Annotated in this window: 19 protein-coding genes; 8 read left to right on the forward strand and 11 right to left on the reverse strand. The window is 59.7% G+C overall.

Going from position 1 to position 17,610, the window contains the following annotated elements; genetic code table 11:
* Positions 1-17: 17 nt before the first annotated feature.
* From CWS72_RS12595 to CWS72_RS12605, 3 genes are all read right to left on the reverse strand, one after another.
* Positions 18-866, reverse strand: coding sequence for a glycoside hydrolase family 25 protein (locus CWS72_RS12595; RefSeq protein ID WP_101250963.1), 849 nt, complete (start codon positions 864-866; stop codon positions 18-20).
* A gap of 150 nt (positions 867-1,016) precedes the next feature.
* The gene (locus CWS72_RS12600; RefSeq protein ID WP_101250964.1) at positions 1,017-1,928 is read right to left on the reverse strand and encodes a dihydrodipicolinate synthase family protein; all 912 of its coding nucleotides are present in this window, start codon (positions 1,926-1,928) and stop codon (positions 1,017-1,019) included.
* A gap of 172 nt (positions 1,929-2,100) precedes the next feature.
* The gene (locus CWS72_RS12605; protein WP_101250965.1) at positions 2,101-3,267 is read right to left on the reverse strand and encodes a mandelate racemase/muconate lactonizing enzyme family protein; all 1,167 of its coding nucleotides are present in this window, start codon (positions 3,265-3,267) and stop codon (positions 2,101-2,103) included.
* Between the two features lie 96 nt (positions 3,268-3,363).
* Here CWS72_RS12605 and CWS72_RS12610 point away from each other — a divergent pair, with 96 nt between their 5' ends.
* The 3 genes from CWS72_RS12610 to CWS72_RS12620 all read left to right on the forward strand — a co-directional run bounded on the left by CWS72_RS12610 (position 3,364) and on the right by CWS72_RS12620 (position 6,960).
* Positions 3,364-4,269: a LysR family transcriptional regulator gene (locus CWS72_RS12610; RefSeq protein ID WP_101250966.1), complete on the forward strand. Its 906-nt coding sequence runs from the start codon at positions 3,364-3,366 to the stop codon at positions 4,267-4,269.
* 161 nt (positions 4,270-4,430) lie between these two features.
* A complete protein-coding gene (locus CWS72_RS12615; RefSeq protein ID WP_101250967.1) occupies positions 4,431-4,961 on the forward strand; it encodes a hypothetical protein in 531 nt (176 codons plus the stop codon).
* 1 nt (position 4,962) lies between these two features.
* The gene (locus tag CWS72_RS12620; RefSeq protein ID WP_101250968.1) at positions 4,963-6,960 is read left to right on the forward strand and encodes a TonB-dependent receptor plug domain-containing protein; all 1,998 of its coding nucleotides are present in this window, start codon (positions 4,963-4,965) and stop codon (positions 6,958-6,960) included.
* 605 nt (positions 6,961-7,565) lie between these two features.
* Here CWS72_RS12620 and CWS72_RS12625 read toward each other — a convergent pair.
* Positions 7,566-9,245 (reverse strand): methyl-accepting chemotaxis protein, encoded by a 1,680-nt coding sequence (locus CWS72_RS12625; RefSeq protein ID WP_101250969.1) that lies wholly within the window; start codon positions 9,243-9,245, stop codon positions 7,566-7,568.
* A gap of 303 nt (positions 9,246-9,548) precedes the next feature.
* Here CWS72_RS12625 and CWS72_RS12630 point away from each other — a divergent pair, with 303 nt between their 5' ends.
* Positions 9,549-9,746, forward strand: a complete 198-nt coding sequence (locus CWS72_RS12630; RefSeq protein WP_101250970.1) for a hypothetical protein — start codon at positions 9,549-9,551, stop codon at positions 9,744-9,746.
* A gap of 24 nt (positions 9,747-9,770) precedes the next feature.
* On the opposite strand, the gene CWS72_RS12635 is transcribed toward CWS72_RS12630, so the two are convergent.
* The 4 genes from CWS72_RS12635 to ybaK all read right to left on the reverse strand — a co-directional run bounded on the left by CWS72_RS12635 (position 9,771) and on the right by ybaK (position 12,047).
* A complete protein-coding gene (locus tag CWS72_RS12635; RefSeq protein WP_101250971.1) occupies positions 9,771-10,166 on the reverse strand; it encodes a pentapeptide repeat-containing protein in 396 nt (131 codons plus the stop codon).
* Between the two features lie 243 nt (positions 10,167-10,409).
* On the reverse strand, positions 10,410-10,811 hold the full coding sequence (locus tag CWS72_RS12640; protein ID WP_146002733.1) for a hypothetical protein: 402 nt from the start codon (positions 10,809-10,811) through the stop codon (positions 10,410-10,412).
* A 17-nt stretch (positions 10,812-10,828) separates the two neighbouring features.
* Positions 10,829-11,476: an AAA family ATPase gene (locus CWS72_RS12645; protein WP_241911709.1), complete on the reverse strand. Its 648-nt coding sequence runs from the start codon at positions 11,474-11,476 to the stop codon at positions 10,829-10,831.
* A 91-nt stretch (positions 11,477-11,567) separates the two neighbouring features.
* Complete coding sequence (ybaK, locus tag CWS72_RS12650) at positions 11,568-12,047, reverse strand: Cys-tRNA(Pro) deacylase (RefSeq protein WP_101250974.1); 480 nt, start codon at positions 12,045-12,047, stop codon at positions 11,568-11,570.
* A gap of 317 nt (positions 12,048-12,364) precedes the next feature.
* Here ybaK and CWS72_RS12655 point away from each other — a divergent pair, with 317 nt between their 5' ends.
* The gene (locus CWS72_RS12655) at positions 12,365-12,859 is read left to right on the forward strand and encodes a Spy/CpxP family protein refolding chaperone (protein ID WP_158240633.1); all 495 of its coding nucleotides are present in this window, start codon (positions 12,365-12,367) and stop codon (positions 12,857-12,859) included.
* 77 nt (positions 12,860-12,936) lie between these two features.
* Here the strand turns inward: CWS72_RS12655 and CWS72_RS12660 are convergent, their stop codons facing one another.
* Together CWS72_RS12660 and CWS72_RS12665 are read right to left on the reverse strand one after the other, a co-directional pair.
* Positions 12,937-13,239, reverse strand: a complete 303-nt coding sequence (locus CWS72_RS12660; RefSeq protein WP_101250976.1) for an STAS domain-containing protein — start codon at positions 13,237-13,239, stop codon at positions 12,937-12,939.
* Positions 13,240-13,248: 9 nt separating this feature from the next.
* Positions 13,249-14,370 carry a methyl-accepting chemotaxis protein gene (locus tag CWS72_RS12665; protein ID WP_158240634.1) on the reverse strand — a complete coding sequence of 374 codons (1,122 nt, stop codon included), beginning with the start codon at positions 14,368-14,370 and terminating at the stop codon, positions 13,249-13,251.
* Between the two features lie 432 nt (positions 14,371-14,802).
* On the opposite strand from CWS72_RS12665, the gene CWS72_RS12670 reads away from it, so the two are divergent.
* Together CWS72_RS12670 and CWS72_RS12675 are read left to right on the forward strand one after the other, a co-directional pair.
* Positions 14,803-15,591, forward strand: a complete 789-nt coding sequence (locus CWS72_RS12670; RefSeq protein WP_101250978.1) for a 3-deoxy-manno-octulosonate cytidylyltransferase — start codon at positions 14,803-14,805, stop codon at positions 15,589-15,591.
* 1 nt (position 15,592) lies between these two features.
* Positions 15,593-16,222 carry a histidine phosphatase family protein gene (locus tag CWS72_RS12675; RefSeq protein ID WP_158240635.1) on the forward strand — a complete coding sequence of 210 codons (630 nt, stop codon included), beginning with the start codon at positions 15,593-15,595 and terminating at the stop codon, positions 16,220-16,222.
* A 177-nt stretch (positions 16,223-16,399) separates the two neighbouring features.
* Here the strand turns inward: CWS72_RS12675 and CWS72_RS12680 are convergent, their stop codons facing one another.
* On the reverse strand, positions 16,400-16,771 hold the full coding sequence (locus CWS72_RS12680; protein WP_241911710.1) for an NUDIX hydrolase: 372 nt from the start codon (positions 16,769-16,771) through the stop codon (positions 16,400-16,402).
* Positions 16,772-17,120: 349 nt separating this feature from the next.
* On the opposite strand from CWS72_RS12680, the gene CWS72_RS12685 reads away from it, so the two are divergent.
* The gene (locus tag CWS72_RS12685) at positions 17,121-17,609 is read left to right on the forward strand and encodes a GNAT family N-acetyltransferase (RefSeq protein WP_101250981.1); all 489 of its coding nucleotides are present in this window, start codon (positions 17,121-17,123) and stop codon (positions 17,607-17,609) included.
* The last annotated feature ends 1 nt before the right edge of the window (position 17,610 follow it).

Below are 17,610 nucleotides of genomic sequence, written 5' to 3' on the forward strand. Positions count from 1 at the left end.
GCCGGGGCTTCTTTCCCTCAGGCCAGCTTCCGGCCGGCTTCTTCGGTCCAGAACCGGCGAAGCGCCACGGCGTCGCCGGGGAACAGATTGCGGTCGCACTTGTCGACGCCCGACACGCTGCGGGCCTGGGCTCCGAAGGGGCCGCCCTTCACCGCGTCGCCCGCATATTGCCAGAAGTGCCATCCCTTGTCGGTCCAGGCACCTGGAATCCGGGGTTCGACGCGGTAGTCGGCGAGCCAGAGTTGGCACTGCGCGAGGATGGATTGGCCGCCGATGGCGCCGCCCAGGTTGCATTTCGCCCGTCCCATCGGCTTTCCGTCCGCCCAGGCCGCGCTGGTGTAGACCAGGGGTAGGCGGCCGGTGGCGGCGAGGATGGTCTGGACGAATTCCTCGGCCTGGGAAAGTTTCATCGTGTTGCCCGGATTGGCCTCGTTGAATTCGAGATCGAGGGCCATCAAGGTGTTGGGGCCGGGCTGCGCCGTGGAGAGGAACATCGCCGCCTGCTGGGCGCCGGAATATTGGCGGGTGCCGAAATGATAAGCACCCCACATGAGTCCCGCTGCCTCGGCTTGCGATCGGCGTTCGACGTAAAGCGGGTCGCGCCAATCGCCCCCTTCGCTGGCCTTGTGGACGACACCCAGGATGTTGCTGCTTCTCCGGGCTTGGTTGAAGTCGCTTACCGTCGTCCAATGGCTGATATCGATGACCGCATCCAGTCTGCCGCTGGGATCGGTCGCCACGGCCGGCACCGTCACCGGAGGTGAGGATGTGGTTGAAACGGCCGGCTGCGAACGATTCGCGCAGCCCACCATGGGTGCTGCGGCCAAACCGACCAGACCGGCGATCATCCCCCTGCGCGTCAACATGCGTGAATCAGTTTCTTTTCGTTTTATCGCCGCCCCCAAGAACGCGGCTCGCCCAACGATGTTTATACCCCAATGGATAATGGACAGTAAAAAAAATCGCAAATACGGTAATTTTCCTCGCTTTTTTTAGGGTGGGATGGTCTTGGCTTTTCAGTCTATTACGCCCAACAGGCGCAATGTTTCCTTCACTTTTTCCCGTTTGGCGTCAGACAGCGGGGCCGCCGGCGGCAGGACGTGGGTGGAAATATCGGCCCCCGCCAGTTTCGCCGCCTCCTTCACCACCGCGTAGAACGGCGATTCCAGGGAGAACATCGGTGGGCAAAGGCAGAGCTGCCGCTGCCATTCGATCATCCGGGGGCCATCCTTGGCCTGGAACGCCTTCCACAGGCCGACTGGAATATGGGGGGCGAAGTTGAGTGCCGACGGGAAACCGCCGTCACCGCCCATGATCAGCGTTTCCAGCATATATTCGTCGAAACCGGCGTAGACGCCGAAATCCGGGCGAACGGGTTTGACGAGCGCGATGACGTCGCGGATGTGCCGCGCCGTATCGGTGGTGTCCTTCACGCCGACGATATTCGGGCAGGCCTTGGCCAGCGAAAGGATCATCGACGGTGACAGGTCCTGGCCGGTCAGGGCCGGAAAATTGTAAAGAATGAGCGGCAGATCGACGGAGTCGGCCAGACGGCGGTAATGCCGCTCGATGTTTTCCGGCAGCAGGATGGCGTAATAGGGATTGACCGCGACCACGCCGTTGGCGCCGATGCTTTTGGCGTGCCGGCCGAAATCGATGGCGAGATCGGTGCCGCAGGCGGCGATACCCACCAGCACAGGGATCCTGCCGGCCACATGCTCAACCGTGAAGGCCGCCACCTCGCGGCGCTGTCCCTCGGTCATCTGCGAAAATTCACCGGCGCTGCCGCAACAGAACACCACGTCGGCGCCGCCCTTGATGACGAAATCCAGCATATTGCCCATGCCGGTCCGGTCCAGCGTTCCATCGGCCGTCCAGATGGTGGGAACCGGAGAAATCGTACCGCGAAACAGGGGGGTATCGTTCATCGTTCCATCCCGTGCGCTTTTTGAATTCTGGCGCCGTTATGGGGAAACGCTGACCCCTGGCGGCGAGGGCGTTGGTCCGAAGAAGCCTATCGCAAGAGGGGGCTCGGGGAAATTCGATTCCACGCTCTTGGGCGACATGTTTCTTCCAGTTTTTGTTTCATGATCGCCAGGCTCAGTCCAGGATCGTTTTCATGACAGAAAACAGCTCGGATTTTTCCTCGAATCCGACGCCGGGGGCCTGCGGCAGGCCGACATAGCCGTTCTCGACGGCGATGCCGTCGGCGAAACCGCAGAATGGCTTGAAGACGTCGGGATAGGATTCGTTGCCACCAAGATGCAGGCCTGCCGCGATGTTGAGCGACATCTGATGCCCGCCGTGCGGGACCAGGCGACGGCTCGACCACCCTTGTGCCTTGAGCATGTCGAGGGTGCGCAGATATTCGACAAGCCCGTAGGACAGGGCGCAGTCGAACTGCAACCAGTCGCGGTCAGAGCGCATGCCGCCGTAGCGCAGAAGGTTGCGAGCATCCTGATGCGAGAACAGGTTTTCTCCGGTCGCCATCGGATTGGCGTAATGGGGCGCCAGTTCCGCTTGCAGGGCATAGTCGAGGGGATCGCCTGCCTCTTCGTACCAGAACAGGCCGTAAGGCCGCAGCGCCTTGGCATAGGCGATGGCGGTCGGCAGGTCGAAGCGGCCGTTGGCGTCGACGGCGAGGCGGCTGCCATCGCCGACGATCTTGAGGACGGCCTCGATACGGCTCAAATCCTCTTCCAGGGGGACGGCGCCGATCTTCATCTTGACCACCCGGTAACCGCGATCCAGATAGCTCTGCATCTCGGCCTGCAAAGCCTTGTGGTCCTTGCCCGGATAATAATAGCCCCCGGCCGCGTAGACCCAGACCTTGTCGTCGGCCTGACCGTCGCGATAGCGATCCGCCAGCAAACGATAGAGAGGCTGTCCGGCAATCTTGGCGACGGCGTCCCAGACGGCCATGTCCACCGTGCCGACCGCCACCGAACGTTCACCGTGGCCCCCCGGCTTTTCGTTGGACATCATGGTCTTCCAGATACGGAAGGGGTCGAGATTGTCGTTGGCCTCGTCAATCAACGTTTTCGGATCGGCCTCGCGCAGTCTGGGCAGGAAGCGGTCACGTAAAAGGCCGCCGGCGCCATAGCGGCCGTTCGAATTGAAGCCGTAGCCGATGACCGGTTTCCCATCACGGATCACGTCCGTCACCACGGCCACCACCGAGCAGGTCATCTTGCTGAAATCGATGTAGGCGTTGGCAATGGGCGAAGCGATGGAAAAAGTCTTCTCGCGAACGTCGGTAATGCGCATGGTAATATCCTTCGTTGTTGTTGCGAGAGTAGGCTCGGCCGTGGTGTTTGATCCAATTCTGATTTGTGATGGCATAATGCAGGGGTGGTATTGACCATGGAATTGTCATGGTTGGAGGATTTTTTGGCGCTGGCCAACTGTGCCAACTTTTCGCGTGCCGCCGAATTGCGGAATATGACTCAGCCTGCGCTGAGTCGCCGCATTCGGGCTCTCGAAGATTGGGTGGGCGCGCCGCTTTTCGACCGGACCCATCAACCGGTGGCGCTGACCGAGGCCGGCCGGATATTCCACCCCAGTGCCGACGAGGCATTGCGCCGGCTGTTTCAAAGCAGGGAGGAATGTCGGGAGGTGGACGGTCAGGCCGGCGCGACGCTGCGATTCGCCGCGACGCATTCCCTCTCGCTGACCTTCTTTCCATCCTGGCTCAGATCGCTGGAGGATCGCGGGCCGTTCGGGGCGGTCCGGCTGATTTCGGACAGCCTGCAAGCCTGCGAACAGGTCATGTTGCAGGGCCAGGCCCAGTTCCTTCTATGCCATTGCCATCCCGCCGTTCCCGGTCGGCTGGGACCCGATCTCTTCCAATCCCGGCTCGTCGGGCGCGACCGCTTGCTGCCGGTCAGCGCCCCGATGAACGGCACGCCGCGATATGCGTTGGAAACGGCGGAAGGGCCTATTCCTTGCCTTGCCTACAATGCCGAATCGGGATTGGGGCGTATCGTCGCCGCGGCACCTGTCGTCATTCGGGCGCGGTCCTGTCTGGAACCGATTTTCACCTCGCATCTGGCCGCCGTATTGCGCGCGCTCGCGTTGGAGGGGCGCGGTGTGGCCTGGCTGCCCTACAGCGTGATCGAACAGGATTTGCATCGCGGGGTGCTGGTTCGCGCGGCTGGCGAATCCTGGGATATCGATCTGGAAATCCGTTTATTCCGTTCCTTGGCCAAGCAGTCTTTGGCGGCCGAACAGTTCTGGATGCGTCTCAATGAAGATCGTGAAATCAAGTAAAACGCTCCGTTCTACTATAGGGTGCTAAATCAATGGATTGGCGCATCATTTGGTTGATGTGGGGGCCGTATTTTTAAATTTTTTAATGTTATATTGACGAAAATAGCAAACTTCACATAGTCTCTTTCCCTAGTTCCTGTGGTTGGGGTGCTAAGGAACAGATGCGCCAGAAAGTTGTATTCGGAATATTCTGTTCGCTGTGCCTGTTGCTGTCGGGATCCGGGCAGGCGACGACGTTGAACGAATTGAAGGTTGGCGTTCGGATCCTCGACTTCATGATGGCGCCGCCCCGGGGGAAAACCCCCTTGGCCGTCATTTATGACGGGGAGAACAAGGCATCGGTCGCCGATGCCCAAACCATACAGGAATGGGTCAATTCGGGTGTCAGTTCGGTGAGGGCCGAGCTCGTTCCCAGTCTTGTCGATGCCCATCGACTCGATGAGGTTCCCGCCTTCAAGATCGCCATCGTCGCCAGCGGTACCACGCAGGCGCTGGACAAGCGTATCCTGGACTACGCGTTGAAAAACCACGCGTTGACCATTTCCTCGGACCTGAGCTGCCTGCAGGCCGGGAAGTGCGTGGTCGGCATCGCCAGTTCTCCTCGCGTCGAGGTGATCATCAACCGTTCGGTCGCCTCGTCATACCGGGTGGAATTTTCCGAGGCCTTCCGCATGATGGTCAGGGAGTACTGAGATGAGGTGGCACACTCCCGCGACCATCTGCTGCCTGTCGCTTCTGCTGGCCGGGACCGGCCATGCGCAGGAATTCGACTATGGAAACTACGAAGCCCTGTTCGGCGAACCGGTGACCATGAGCGCCACCGGAAAGCCCGAACGTGTTTCCGACTCCGCCGTATCGATGGATTTGATCTCCGCCCAGGACATCGCGCGGTCAGGGGCGCGTGATATTCCGACCCTGCTGCGCCGATTGGCCGGAGTCGACGTCGTTCGCGAATCCGCCGGATCCTCGGATGTCGGCATCGGCGGCTATATCCAGCCGCTGGTCAGCCGCGTCATGGTGATGGTCAATGGCCGGCAGGTCTATTTCGACGGTTTCGGCGAGGTTTTCTGGGCCGCCTTGCCGGTGGAGCTTGAGGAGATTCGCCAGATCGAAGTGATCCATGGCGCACAAAGCGCGCTTTACGGCTTCAATGCCGTCGATGGCGTGATCAATATCGTGACCTTCGATCCGGTCGACGACAAGATCAACATGGCCCGGGCCCGGGTCGGCAATCATGCGCTCAGGAACCTTGCCGCGACGACGACTTGGCCATTGGCCGATCAGGCGGGTGTTCGCGTGACCGTCGCCAACGATCATATCGATGACAGCGGCATTTCCTCCAAGACTCCCGCCAATCTCGCTTATTCCAAGGATCCGGCCCGCCGCGCCCTTTCCGTCAGCGCCGGTGCCAGGCTTCCCGACGACAGCCGCCTCAATCTCGAGGCTTCCCACACCGACGTCAGCCAGCGGATGATTTCCTCCAGCGTGTTTTTTGACGCGAGGATCAAGAGCGACGCGGTGAAAGCCAGTTATACGACGGAGACCGCCATCGGACGGGTGAACGCCAACGCCTCCTACAGCGACGTCAACCTGCCCTGGGTGGCGTCGCAGGCCATCGCGAACGTTTTTCGTATGGACGATCAGACCGGTGCCGCGCAAATTTCCGATCTTTTCAAGATCGGCGCCGATGACAGTTTCCGTCTCGCCGCCGACGCGCGTCGGGATCGCGTGGACGCGCCCCTGGTGACCGGCGGTGTCCTGACCGGCGATCTGTGGGCCGCTTCGGCCATGTGGGAACATCAGTTCTCGCCGACCCTGACGACGGTCAACGCCGTTCGCTATGATTATTTCAAGCTGGGCCGGAGCGGCTCCGGCACGGTGCACGACTACCTCTACAGCAATGCCGATTTCGACCGGGCCGACATGGGGACCAGCGTCAGTTCGGCGTTGGTCAAGACCGTCACCGACGAAGACAAGCTGCGCCTGTCCTTTTCGCGGGGACTCAAGCTGCCCTCCTTGATGAATTTCGGGCAGCTTGGGCAATATCAGAGGCAGTATGTCAACGGTCAGACCGTTTATTTCGAGGGCAACCCCAACCTCGCCGCGTCGGCGGTCTATGATTACCGGGCGGGGTGGGACCATCAGTTCCGCGATTTGGGCGCCACGGCGCGGGTCAACGTCTTTCACGACATGACGATGCGCTATATCGGTTCGCGGAACGCCCTTTTGACCTATGTGCCGGCGCGCTTTGCCCAGGTGACGACCTATACGACCGGTTCGGTGACCAACGGGTTGGAACTCACTTTGGACCACAAGGCGCGGGAAGGCTGGAACTGGGGGGGCACTTACACCTACCAGCGGCTTCACGAGCATTCGGATGGGGGGCTGCGCAACGCCGCCCCCGTCAACAAGGTCAACGCCAATATCGGTTATGGATGGGGCGAGTGGGAGACCGACCTCTATGCGAGCTATGTCTCGGCGACCAAAGGAGTGCTGATCACCGCCGGTGTTCCGACCGTTACCAGGACGGTCGGGGTGAAGGGGCATGTCGATCTGGCGCCGCGCATCGCTTGGCGTCCCACGGACAATCTCATGGTCGAACTGAGCGCTGAAAATCTTTGGCCTTACAAGGACGTCGTGACTCAGCGGATGGAAACCAGTTATTTTCTGACGTTGAAAGTGTCTTATTAGGGCGTGTGGACATTTGGCAATCGGCCAGATTCTCTTCGTCCTCTTGATCGTTCCGGTGCGCTCCGGCTTTTGATTAACCACCAAGGCACCAAGACACCAAGGTGGCAGAGCGTACCACCGGCATTTTCCCGCCCTGTCATCGGCTGTCGGTCGAATGCCTGCGGCGCAGATTGGCCGCCGCCGACCGATCCGAAAGTCGCCTTGGCGTCTTGGTGCCTTGGTGGTTCAAAATATCCGGGGTTTCCTTTCATGCCATTGGGGAACCAGAGGCAACGGGAGAAGTCTCAATGTGTCCCATCAAGGGGGCATGGTCGTCATGAATGTCCACACGCCCTAGCCTGTCGTCAGTTACCGGGATATGGTGCTGGTGCCCCAAAAACCGTCATGGCCGTGCTCGACACGGCCATCCACGTGGAGGGAGCGAACGACGGAGACTTGTTCGGGGGCGTGGATGCCCGGCTCAAGGCCGGGCATGACGTCTTTTGATTGAATCGCGAAACCCAAATACCGGAAGAGCGGTAACTGACGACACGCCATAGTGCATTGACACAAAAGGAAGATTAAGCGATTTCGTCAATGCACTTTGGCCTGCGCGGCGCCTCAAGTCAGGCTTGGCGCATTTCCGTCAGGAAGTTGCCGACTTCGCCATCCAATCGCGCGGCCTGCTGCGCCAGACCGCGCGAGGCTTCCAGAACGCCCGCCGACGTCTCGCCGACCTGCGCCGTGGAGCGGCTCAGCTCGGTGAGGCTGTGCGTCACCTGCCGGGTGCCTTGCGACGCCTCGATGATATTGTGGGTGATCTCCCGCGCGGCGTCGTGTTGCTTCTCGATCGCCGCGGCGATGGCGCCCGAAATCTGATTCAAATTGTCGATGGTGCCGCTGATGCCGGATATCGCTTCCGCCGCTTGTATCGTCGCACCTTGGACGGCATCGATCTGTCCGACGATTTCCTCCGTCGCCCTGGCCGTTTGTGTGGCCAGGTTCTTCACCTCGGTGGCCACCACGGCGAACCCCTTGCCGGCCTCTCCCGCCCGAGCCGCCTCGATGGTGGCATTCAAAGCCAGAAGGTTCGTCTGGCTGGCTATATCGTTGATCAGCTTGACGACTTCGCCGATGCGCTTGGCCGATTGGGCCAGGCTTTGGACCATCTGATTGGTTTGCTGCGCTTCCGTTACGGCCGATGCCGACGTTTGCGACGCCTGGGTGACCTGGCCGCGGATCTCCTGGATCGAGGTCGTCAGCTCTTCCGTCGCCGAGGAAACCGTCTGCACATTGAGAGAGGCCTGCTGCGCCGCCGCCGCGATGGATGAGGCCTGTTCCGAGGTCGTCACCGCCAGATGAGAAAGTGACCCGGCCGCCTGATGAAGCCCCGCCGCCGAGGCGGTAATGGCGTCGGAAACCTGCTTGACGTTGCTTTCCAGGGTGTCGGCCATCTGGATGACCGATTGCTGGCGCTCCCGGGCGACCCGCTCTTCAAGGAGCTTGGCCTCGGTTTCCGTTTGCCTGGCATGCTGGGCATTGGCTTTGAGCACGCCGACGGCTTCGGCCATGCGTCCGATTTCGTCTTGTCGGTGTTGATGGGGGATCTCGGTGTCGAGCATACCGTCGGCCAATTTCCGGAGAACCATCTGGATCTTTTCGAGGGCGCGGAAACTGGCGCGGATGGCCAGGAACAGAGGGATGGCGAGAAGCAGTGTGACGACGGCGGAAAACCCCGCGATTCTTTCGATCAGGGAGGCGATGACTTTCATGAAATCGCTCTGCGGCAATCCGACGAACAGAATACCGATGGTCTTGCCACCCGCATCGACAATCGGGTCGTAGCGCACGTAATAGGTTTGACCGAGGATTTCGGTGGTTCCGGAATAGGAACGCTGCTGACCGAGAACCGTGTCCCGCACGGGACCCGCGGCCAGTGTGGTGCCCACGGCGCGGCTGCCGTCGGGCTTTTTGACATTGGTGGCGATCCGGAGATCGCCTAGAAAAATCGTGGCCGTTCCGCCGACCAGTTCCTGGATATGGTCCACGATATTGTTGTTGTCGTTGAGCCGGGTCTGGCCTGCGAACAGTTGTCCGTCGCGCGCCGAAAACTCCGATCCCTGGTTTCGTAGGACGTCCCTGGCGACGTTCATATTGACGTTTTGCCGCTCGATTGCCTGACGCTCCATCGCCGTTCGGAGATCGTTCGCCATCAGGGATGTCAATGCGACGGCCAGCAGCAAGAGGGCTCCGATGCTAAGGAGGGCCAATTTCGCGGTTAGGCTCAGGCGGGAAAGATAGGGCATGCATCACCTGGAGTGGAAAATACGTGGTGACAATATATTTCGAATTACCCTGGGTGAATATCTATTATATGGCGTGTAACTATAACAATGGTTGGTCTATATCGACAAATGAGAAACTTATCGGCGATTTTCCCTTATTGGAATGTTTGGTAAAAATAGAATATGTCGTTGTTATTTAGTGAAATATAAAGAAGCGAATGATTCGATCCGGGAATTGATGCTCACAGGTTGATTGCTCAAGACGTCCCCTGCTATCCTGTGCCAAAGCTTTTTTAATGTTTGGTGTCATGGGGGAAGCGAGGCATGGATGCCACGACGCGCAAGCTGATCGCCGAGGCCTATGATGAAACGATTTCCGAGGCTCTCGCCCAGGGACGGTCCGGCGAGATCGCGCATCGTGAAGGGATCGTGGCAGGCGCCATGTTTTTATCGTCGATGACGGGGATCGAGGATGCCGCCGCGATTGCCGAAGTGGAAAAGCTTGGGCTGACGATCCAATAGGATGAAGTTTCGTCGGGGGCGGTATTAAGCCGCGATGGTGGCTCCGCTTCTGATGATTTCGATGGTGTCGATATCGCTGTCTTGAAAGGCCTCGTCATCCAGGCGGCAGTCTTCGAACTGGGCCGCCGAAAGATCGCAGCCGACGAAACGGCAGCCGGAAAGATCGCACCGGATGAAGCGGGTGTTGAAGATATTCGCCCCCTTGAAGGACAGCCCGCTCATCCGGCAATCGACGAACAGAGCGTTCCCCAGATCCTCGGGCATGGAGGCGGCCGTCAGATCGCAACGGATCAGGGTCGCGTCGCTCATGTCGGGCAGCGGCTTGGCGGGCATCACCACGTCTTCCACGATCGCGCAGGAAAACGTCTGAAAATCGGCCATATGTTCAAGGGCCGAGGCAAGGCCTGAAAGGCGAAACATTCCTGTGCTCACGGTTATTTTTGCTGAAGGCGAAAATAGTTCCGTGAATCCGTTTCGTAAATAGATGGCAGGTCATGCCATCAAAAATTCACCATTTCGATCGTGATTTATGAAAATTTGAAGAAGAAAATATGTGTTTTGTCATTTTGTTTTGATGCATTCACCGGGTTGCGCTTTTCAACCCGAGCGGGCGGTATGATAACGAGGTTTCTGCCGCCCGCTCCCGCAATTCGTTGTCGCTTCTTAAGCTTTCGCCAGGGCGCGGGCCACAACCATGCGAACCCAGGCGGCCCGTGACAGGCCGAGAGCGTCGGCACTGGTGTCGATGCCGGCCAGTTGCGCGTCCTCGAAACGAATGATGACCGCCTCTTTTTTCTTATGCTTTTTTTTCTTCGCCTTGTCTTTTTCCTTACCTTTTTCTTTTGATTTCTTTTCCTTGATCAAGGCGCTGGCGGCTTCCGCCGGTTCCGCCGGGGGAAGTTCCGATTTCACCTTGGGCTTGGCGGACGCTTTTTTGACGGCGGCGGCGGCCGAGGCGCTTTCCGTCTTGGCGCGTTTTTCGGTGGCCTCGATATAGGCCGAGGCGATGGCGTCGCGCGGCTCCTCGGTCTTTTTCGGACGGCTGGGCTTCTTGGTGATCGTCATCGGGGGGTCTCCTTCATTCATTGGGTGCTGAGGGGCGTGGTGAAAAGATGGTCGGCCAGTCGTTCCAGCTCCTGGCAGGCTTTGGCGTCCGGTTGGCCCGCTTCGAAGACCGACAAACCAATAGCCGCGTTGTTGGGGAAGGCTTTGCGCCGGCCGATGGGGCAATCGAGATAGGCGATCTCCGGATTGTCCGCCAAGGCTTCGGCCGCCGCGGCATTGTCCTGACCTTTAGGGTCGGCGCAATTGAGCACGGCGAGGGCGCGCAGCCCGGGATTGACCAGTTTGGCATCGGCGACAAGACTGGCGACCTTGTCGAGAGTCCAGACGTCGAAACTGCGAGGCTGGAAAGGAATGACGGCGATATCGGCGAGAGTGAGGGCCGCGCGCAGGGCGCCGCTGTCGCGGCCACCGGCGTCGATGACGACGTCGTCGAATTTTTCGCGCAAGGTGGGGATCTGGGTGCGGACGGAGGTTCCTTTCGTCAATTGCACGAGGGTGAAACCGGTGCCGCCCAGGCGCTCACCGCGCAGACTGGCGAAATCCGTGGCCGTTCCTTGCTCATCGGCGTCGACCAGCAATACGTCGCGATGCCGCCGAATCACCCTTTCGATGGCCAGGTTGACCGCCAAGGTGGTCTTTCCGACGCCGCCTTTGGTCTGTGCCAAGGCAATGATCATTTCTGTCCGTCCCAAGTCTCCATTTGTCTATTTAACATATATCGAAGCGATATCGCTTTCAAGGGGCATTCGGTCGTGATCAATCTTTGCTGGCCAGGTCGGCCGTCCGGGCATCCAGAATGGCCTGCAGGTGCTGCGGGGCGATTTTGATCTGCAGGCCCCGTTGCCCGCCGTTGACGATCATGAACGGAAGGTTCTGTGCGCTGTCGTCGATGAAGCAGCGCAATCGTTTCTTTTGGCCGAGGGGGCTGATGCCGCCGATGTGATAGCCGCTGATTCTCTCGGCGTCGGCGGGACGCAGCATGGCCGCCGATTTTTTTCCGGCGATGGCGGCCAGGGCTTTGAGATTAAGTTCCCGATCCGATGGCAGGAGGGCGATGCAGATTTCGTCGCCAGCCGTCACCATCAGGGTCTTGAAGACCATCGCCGGGGAAAGTCCCAAGGCCTCGGCGGCTTGCAGGCCGATCGAGGGAGCGTCGGGATCGTAATGGTATTCGAGAATTTCGAAGGGTTTTTTAGCCTTTTCCACAGCCAATGTGGCCCGTGTGCCTTTCGCCATTTGTTGGTTCCTTGAAACGTTATACCAAGTCTCGGTGATGCGTGCCCGATCACCGAGCCCTCAATCGCCGGGCGGGGCCTCCACCCCGTTGGATGCCGGGATTAAAGGACGGGCCGTGGCCCGTCCGCAAGAGGATGGCTCCTCAATTATGTCGAAATCCGATGGCGAATGCCCCATATCTGCCCAATGATTTTCACAATTCACGGTGATATTGCCGCCTTGTGTTAACCAAAACGTCATCGCGACGGTCATGATCATGCCGTCGGCCCCGCGAATGCCAAGGCTCGTGGGGGCGCGGAGATATAGGGATGCAAGTGATGTTCGAGTACGATCGGGGGCGGCCATTTTTGCGGCGGGCGCGTGGAGTGATGACGGCCGGCGGAATTCTGTTGGCTTGTTTTTCCCCGTTGTTGATCGCCGGGCCTGGCGAGGCGCAGCCGGCCCCTTCCGCTGCGACGACCTCCCAGAAGGACGTGCCCGATTATACCGAGACACGGATAGCCGAATTGCACGACAAAATGCACATCAGCGAGGGGCAGGCCGGTCAATGGGAGGCGGTGGCGCGGGTGATGCGCGCCAATGCCAAGGCCATCGAGGCCCTGACGGCTGAAAGCAGGAAGAACGAGCAGAGCATGACGGCCGTGGAGGATCTGCGGGCCTACCAGGAGATCGTTGCCGCTCAGGCCAAATCCGCCCAGAAGCTGGCGGATGCCTTTGACGTTCTTTACCAGACCATGACGGACGACCAGCGCAAGCTGGCTGACGCGGTGTTCCGCCAATATCGGCAAAACGCCATGAAAGCCGGAAAATAATATCGGCGAGCCATTGACGTGGCTCGTCGATATGAGTCCCTCGCCGATCTCCGTTTCAAGAGGAGATCGGCGGAAGGTCAGTCGGCGATATCGAACAGGGTGCCCAACTTGGCGATGCGGATCAGTTCCTTGACCGAGGAACTGCCACCCTTGAGGGTGATCTTGCTGCGGTCGAAGCGTTCGCGCATCAAAAGCAGCATGCCGACCGCGGCCGAATCCAGATAGCTCACCTCGGTCAAATCGATCGTGCACTGTCGGGGTGGGGCGTCGGCCCCCAATTCCTCGATGATGTGACGAAAGGATTCGTGATCGGCGAAGGTGAAACGCCCTTCGAGGAACAGTTCGACGGCGTCACCGCCCTTTTGAATTCTCGATTGCACGACGGGACCTCAGTTGGTTCGGATATGGGAAATGAAACGGTCGATGTCTTCCCGCAGATGTTCGGCCTGGACGGACAGATCGCGGGCGGCGCCGAGGACCTGTGCCGAGGCCTGACCGGTCTCGGCCGAGGCTTGGCTGACGCCGTCGATATTATCAGAAACCTGCCTGGTTCCCGTCGACGCTTCGGTGACATTGCGCGCGATGCCGGAGGTGGCGGCGCCCTGTTCTTCGACCGAGGCGGCGATGGCCTGGGTGATGCGGCTGATGTCTCCGATAGTTTTCGTCATCGATTGGATCATCACGACGGTTTGCGCCGTCGCCTGCTGCACCTCTTCGATCTGGGTGCCGATCTCCTCGGTCGCCCGCGTCGTCTGGTTGGCCAGGGACTTGACTTCGGAGGCCACCACGGCGAAGCCCTTGCCGGCATCGCCGGCCCGGGCGGCTTCGATGGTCGCGTTCAGCGCGAGCAGATTGGTCTGGCTGGCGATGTCGTTGATCAAGGCGACGATATCGCCGATCTTTTGGGCTGCCCCCGAAAGGCCTTGCACCATCTGGTCGGTCTGCCGGGCTTCTTCCACGGCATTCCGCGCCACCTGCGACGATTCCGTCACCTGACGCGAGATTTCACTGATCGACGAGGTGAGGATATGGGTCGATTCCGCCACTGATTCGACATTGGTCGAGGCGCGGTTCGCCGCCTGCGTCACCGCGGCGGCCTGGTTGCGGGTCTGCTCCGACATCGCGGCCAATGTTTCCGAGGACGCCTGCAACTCGGTTGCCGACGAGGAGACGATCTGGACGATTCCCTTGACGCTGGTTTCGAAGCTGTCGGCCAGAGCCGTCATCGCACGGCGCTTCTCCTCTTCCGCCTGACGTTTCAGTTCCTCCTCGCGCCGCTGAAGTTGGGCGTTGTCGATGGCGTGCTGCTTAAAAGTTTCGAGGGCCCGTCCCAATTGGCCGATTTCGTCCTTGCGGGCCAGATAGGGAATGTCGCAATCGAGTTGTCCGCCCTCGAGCGCGATCGTGCATTCGATGATCCGGCGCAAGGGGGGGACCAGGGAAAGGATCAGCCAAATAACGATACCGCTGCCGATGGCGATGGTAATCAGGCCCAGGGCGAGGGTTGTCAAAAACGAAGTGTAATCTTTATGAAATATTTCCTGAAGATATAAAAAGAAAAAAAACCAGGCAAGCGCACAGGGCGGGATAAAAGAAATGACGAGCCTTAAGCCGATGCCTTTGGTGAAAACCTTTAAAACATCCAGTAATTTCTCGGACAATTTATATCCTCTTTACGATATAGGCTCAGCATATCGGTGTATTTGTGGGGCGCGGAGATCATGATTCTGATAATCAATAGGTGCGCGTTTCGAGGGGTACTATTCCCAAGGTTTGTTGACGGGTCAAGTCGGGAGCTGGCCGATGGAAAATAACCACCTCGATCGGAAGCGGTCGGAGGGAAAGATCGCCGCGTCGGTGACGATGGCCGAGAAAAACCCTTGAAGCGCGAACCAGTCCCGGTCATGAGAGGGGAAAGAGCATTTCAGGAGTTGGCTCCGATCATGGACGTCGCCATCGTTATTCCCGCCCGTTTCAATTCCCGTCGGCTTCCCGGCAAGCCGATGGCTGTGGTGGCTGGCCGCAGTCTGCTCGAACGCGTCTGGCGGATCGCCAAGGCGGTCGGCGGCGTCAGCCAGGTCTATGTCACCACCGATGATCAGCGCGTCGCCGACCATGCCGCCACGTTCGGCGCTTCGGCCATTTTGACCTCGCCGGATTGCGCCACCGGGACCGATCGGGTGCATGCGGCGTTGAGCAAGCTTCCCAAACGTCCCGATGCGGTAATCAATCTGCAGGGCGATGCCGTCCTGACTCCGCCCTGGGTGGTCCAGGGGCTGGTCGACGCCTTCCACGCGGATTCCGGCGTGGGCATGGTGACGGCCGCTGTGCATTGCAGTTGGACGCAGGTCGCCGAGATCGAGGCGCTGAAGAAACTAAGTCCGACCAGCGGGACCTTGGTGACCATGGATAAATTCGGTCGCGCCCTTTATTTTTCGAAGGCGGTCATTCCCTATCTGCGCAAGCGGGACGGCGAGCTGTCTCCCGTCCACCGGCATATCGGCATCTACGGCTATTCCTGCGCCGTCCTCGATCGATTGTCCGCTCTGCCCCAGTCGCCGCTCGAGGCCGCCGAGCAACTGGAGCAGTTGCGCGCGCTGGAAAACGGCATTCCCATCAATGTCGTGGTGGTGGATTATCGGGGGCGGACCCACGGTTCGATCGATTCGCCCGAGGATATTCCTTTCGTCGAAACCATCATCGCCCGTGAGGGTGAGCTGGTCGGAGAGTGACATGGAGGTTCTGTTCGCCCGCCACGGCAATACCTTCGCTCCGGGAGACAAGGTGGTCTGGGTCGGCCGCGAGACCGATCTCCCCCTGGTCGACAAAGGTCTGGTCCAAGCCGCGGCCGCGGCGGAAGCCTTGCGCCGGACCGGACTGATTCCCGATGCCGTCTATGCCGCCTCGCTGCGCCGCACGCGCCGTTTCGCCGAAATCATCGCCGACAGTTTAGGTCTGGCCGCGCCGGTCATCGATCCCCGCCTCGATGAAATCGACTATGGCCGATGGGCCGGCCGGACCAATGACGAGATCGCCTCTGATGGCCCCGACGCCGAGGCGGCGATGGTTGCCTGGGGCGGTCGCGATGTTTGGCCCGCCGAGGTCGGCTGGGCCACCACATGGGCCGAGGTCGAGGCGGCGGTGACGGCTTTTTCAACGCAGTGTCTGGCTTTGGCCGGGCATCGGCGGCCATTGGTGGTCAGCAGCAACGGCATTCTGCGGTTTTTGCCGCGTGTGCTGCTGGCCGGGCAGGCGCAGCCGGACAGCTTCAAGATGCGCACCGGCCATCTGGGCATCATCGATTGCCAGGACGGCGAGGCCTGCCTGCGATGCTGGGACGTGGCGCCGGCCGATCTGGCATAATTCTCAATTTCCGCGGCGGCGGCCCTTAAACCAAGTCTCGATGAGAATAACTCATCGAGACTTGGTTTGGCCCATTGAGACACCCGCGCCATCGTTGGCGCGTAGCCAGGGGTTTCGGAGAAACCCGCCCGGCGATTGAGGGCAGAGGTGATCGGTTCCGATCACCGAGATCTGGTATTAGTCGGCGAAATCGGCCTGCTCCGGATCCTTGGCGAAGGCCAGCAGCAGGCGTTTCAGGCCTTTCTCGACGACGGCGGCGGCCGCTTCCTCGGGGCGCATCCAGGCGCGCTTGCGCTGGGTTTGCTCGGGCCAGCTATCCAGAATTTCCCGAACCTTCAGCGGGAAAACATCGACCAGGCAGGTGACCTTCTGCTTGGGGCCCAGGATTTTTTGATATTCGAAGGCGGCGATCGGTGTTTTGACGATGCCGCCGCGTAATCCCGCCTCTTCATACGCCTCGGTCTCGGCAACCTGATAGGGCTTGAGATTTTTCTCCGGCCAACCCTTGGGAATAATCCAGCGATGGGTTTCCCGGGAGGTTACCAGCATGATGAGAAGCTCGCCCCCCTCTACGCGGAAGGGTAAGGCTGCATATTGGAGATAAAATTTCTTTTTCATCACTGGATTGTCACAAATGAGTCGGTGACGTCTTTGCCAAAACCGAGCTGATTAATAAAATATATTTTCAACAAAATTTATCTTATTGCAAGAAATATGTTTGGTTGTTTTGAATATATCAATGGATGTTTAGAAAGTTTCAGGTGAATTTTGTCCTGTACTGCTGATGTGGTGGCGATGCGGACAGTGCGCTTTCCCGTCCGTCGGATCGGTGGAATTGAAGGGGAGGGCGCGTCCTGGCAGAGTGGTACATCTTTAATGAAATCATGGGGGATGTTCCATGACCTCTGTCACCATCCGGCCGGCTGAACCGGAGGATGCCCAGTCCATTCTTGCTCTTCTCGGGCAATTGGCCCGTTTCGAAGGGGCGCCGGAGGGGATTTGTCTGACCGAGAGGGCCATCCGCGAAGAGGCTTTCGGCGATCACCCCCGCTTTCAGGTGCTGCTGGCCGACACGGACGGCGTTCCTTGCGGCCTGCTGATCTTCTATCAAGCCTATTCCAGTTGGTCGGCGGCGCCGACCCTGATGGTCCATGATCTGTTCGTCCTGGAGGCCCATCGCCGGTCCGGTGCCGGCCGAGCCTTGCTGGCCGAGGCGGCGCGGATCGCCGAATCGCGGGGCTGTTGCCGGATGGATGTCAATGTGCTGGCCTGGAACGAGCCGGCCCGCCGTTTCTATGCGGCGGCCGGGTTCCGGCATCTGGAGACCTGGCTGCCCTACCGGTTGGATGCCGGCGACATGGGGCGGTTGGCGGCGCTCAGGGTTTGAC

It is taken from the genome of Telmatospirillum siberiense, assembly GCF_002845745.1.
Classification (GTDB): Bacteria; Pseudomonadota; Alphaproteobacteria; order Rhodospirillales; family Magnetospirillaceae; genus Telmatospirillum; species Telmatospirillum siberiense.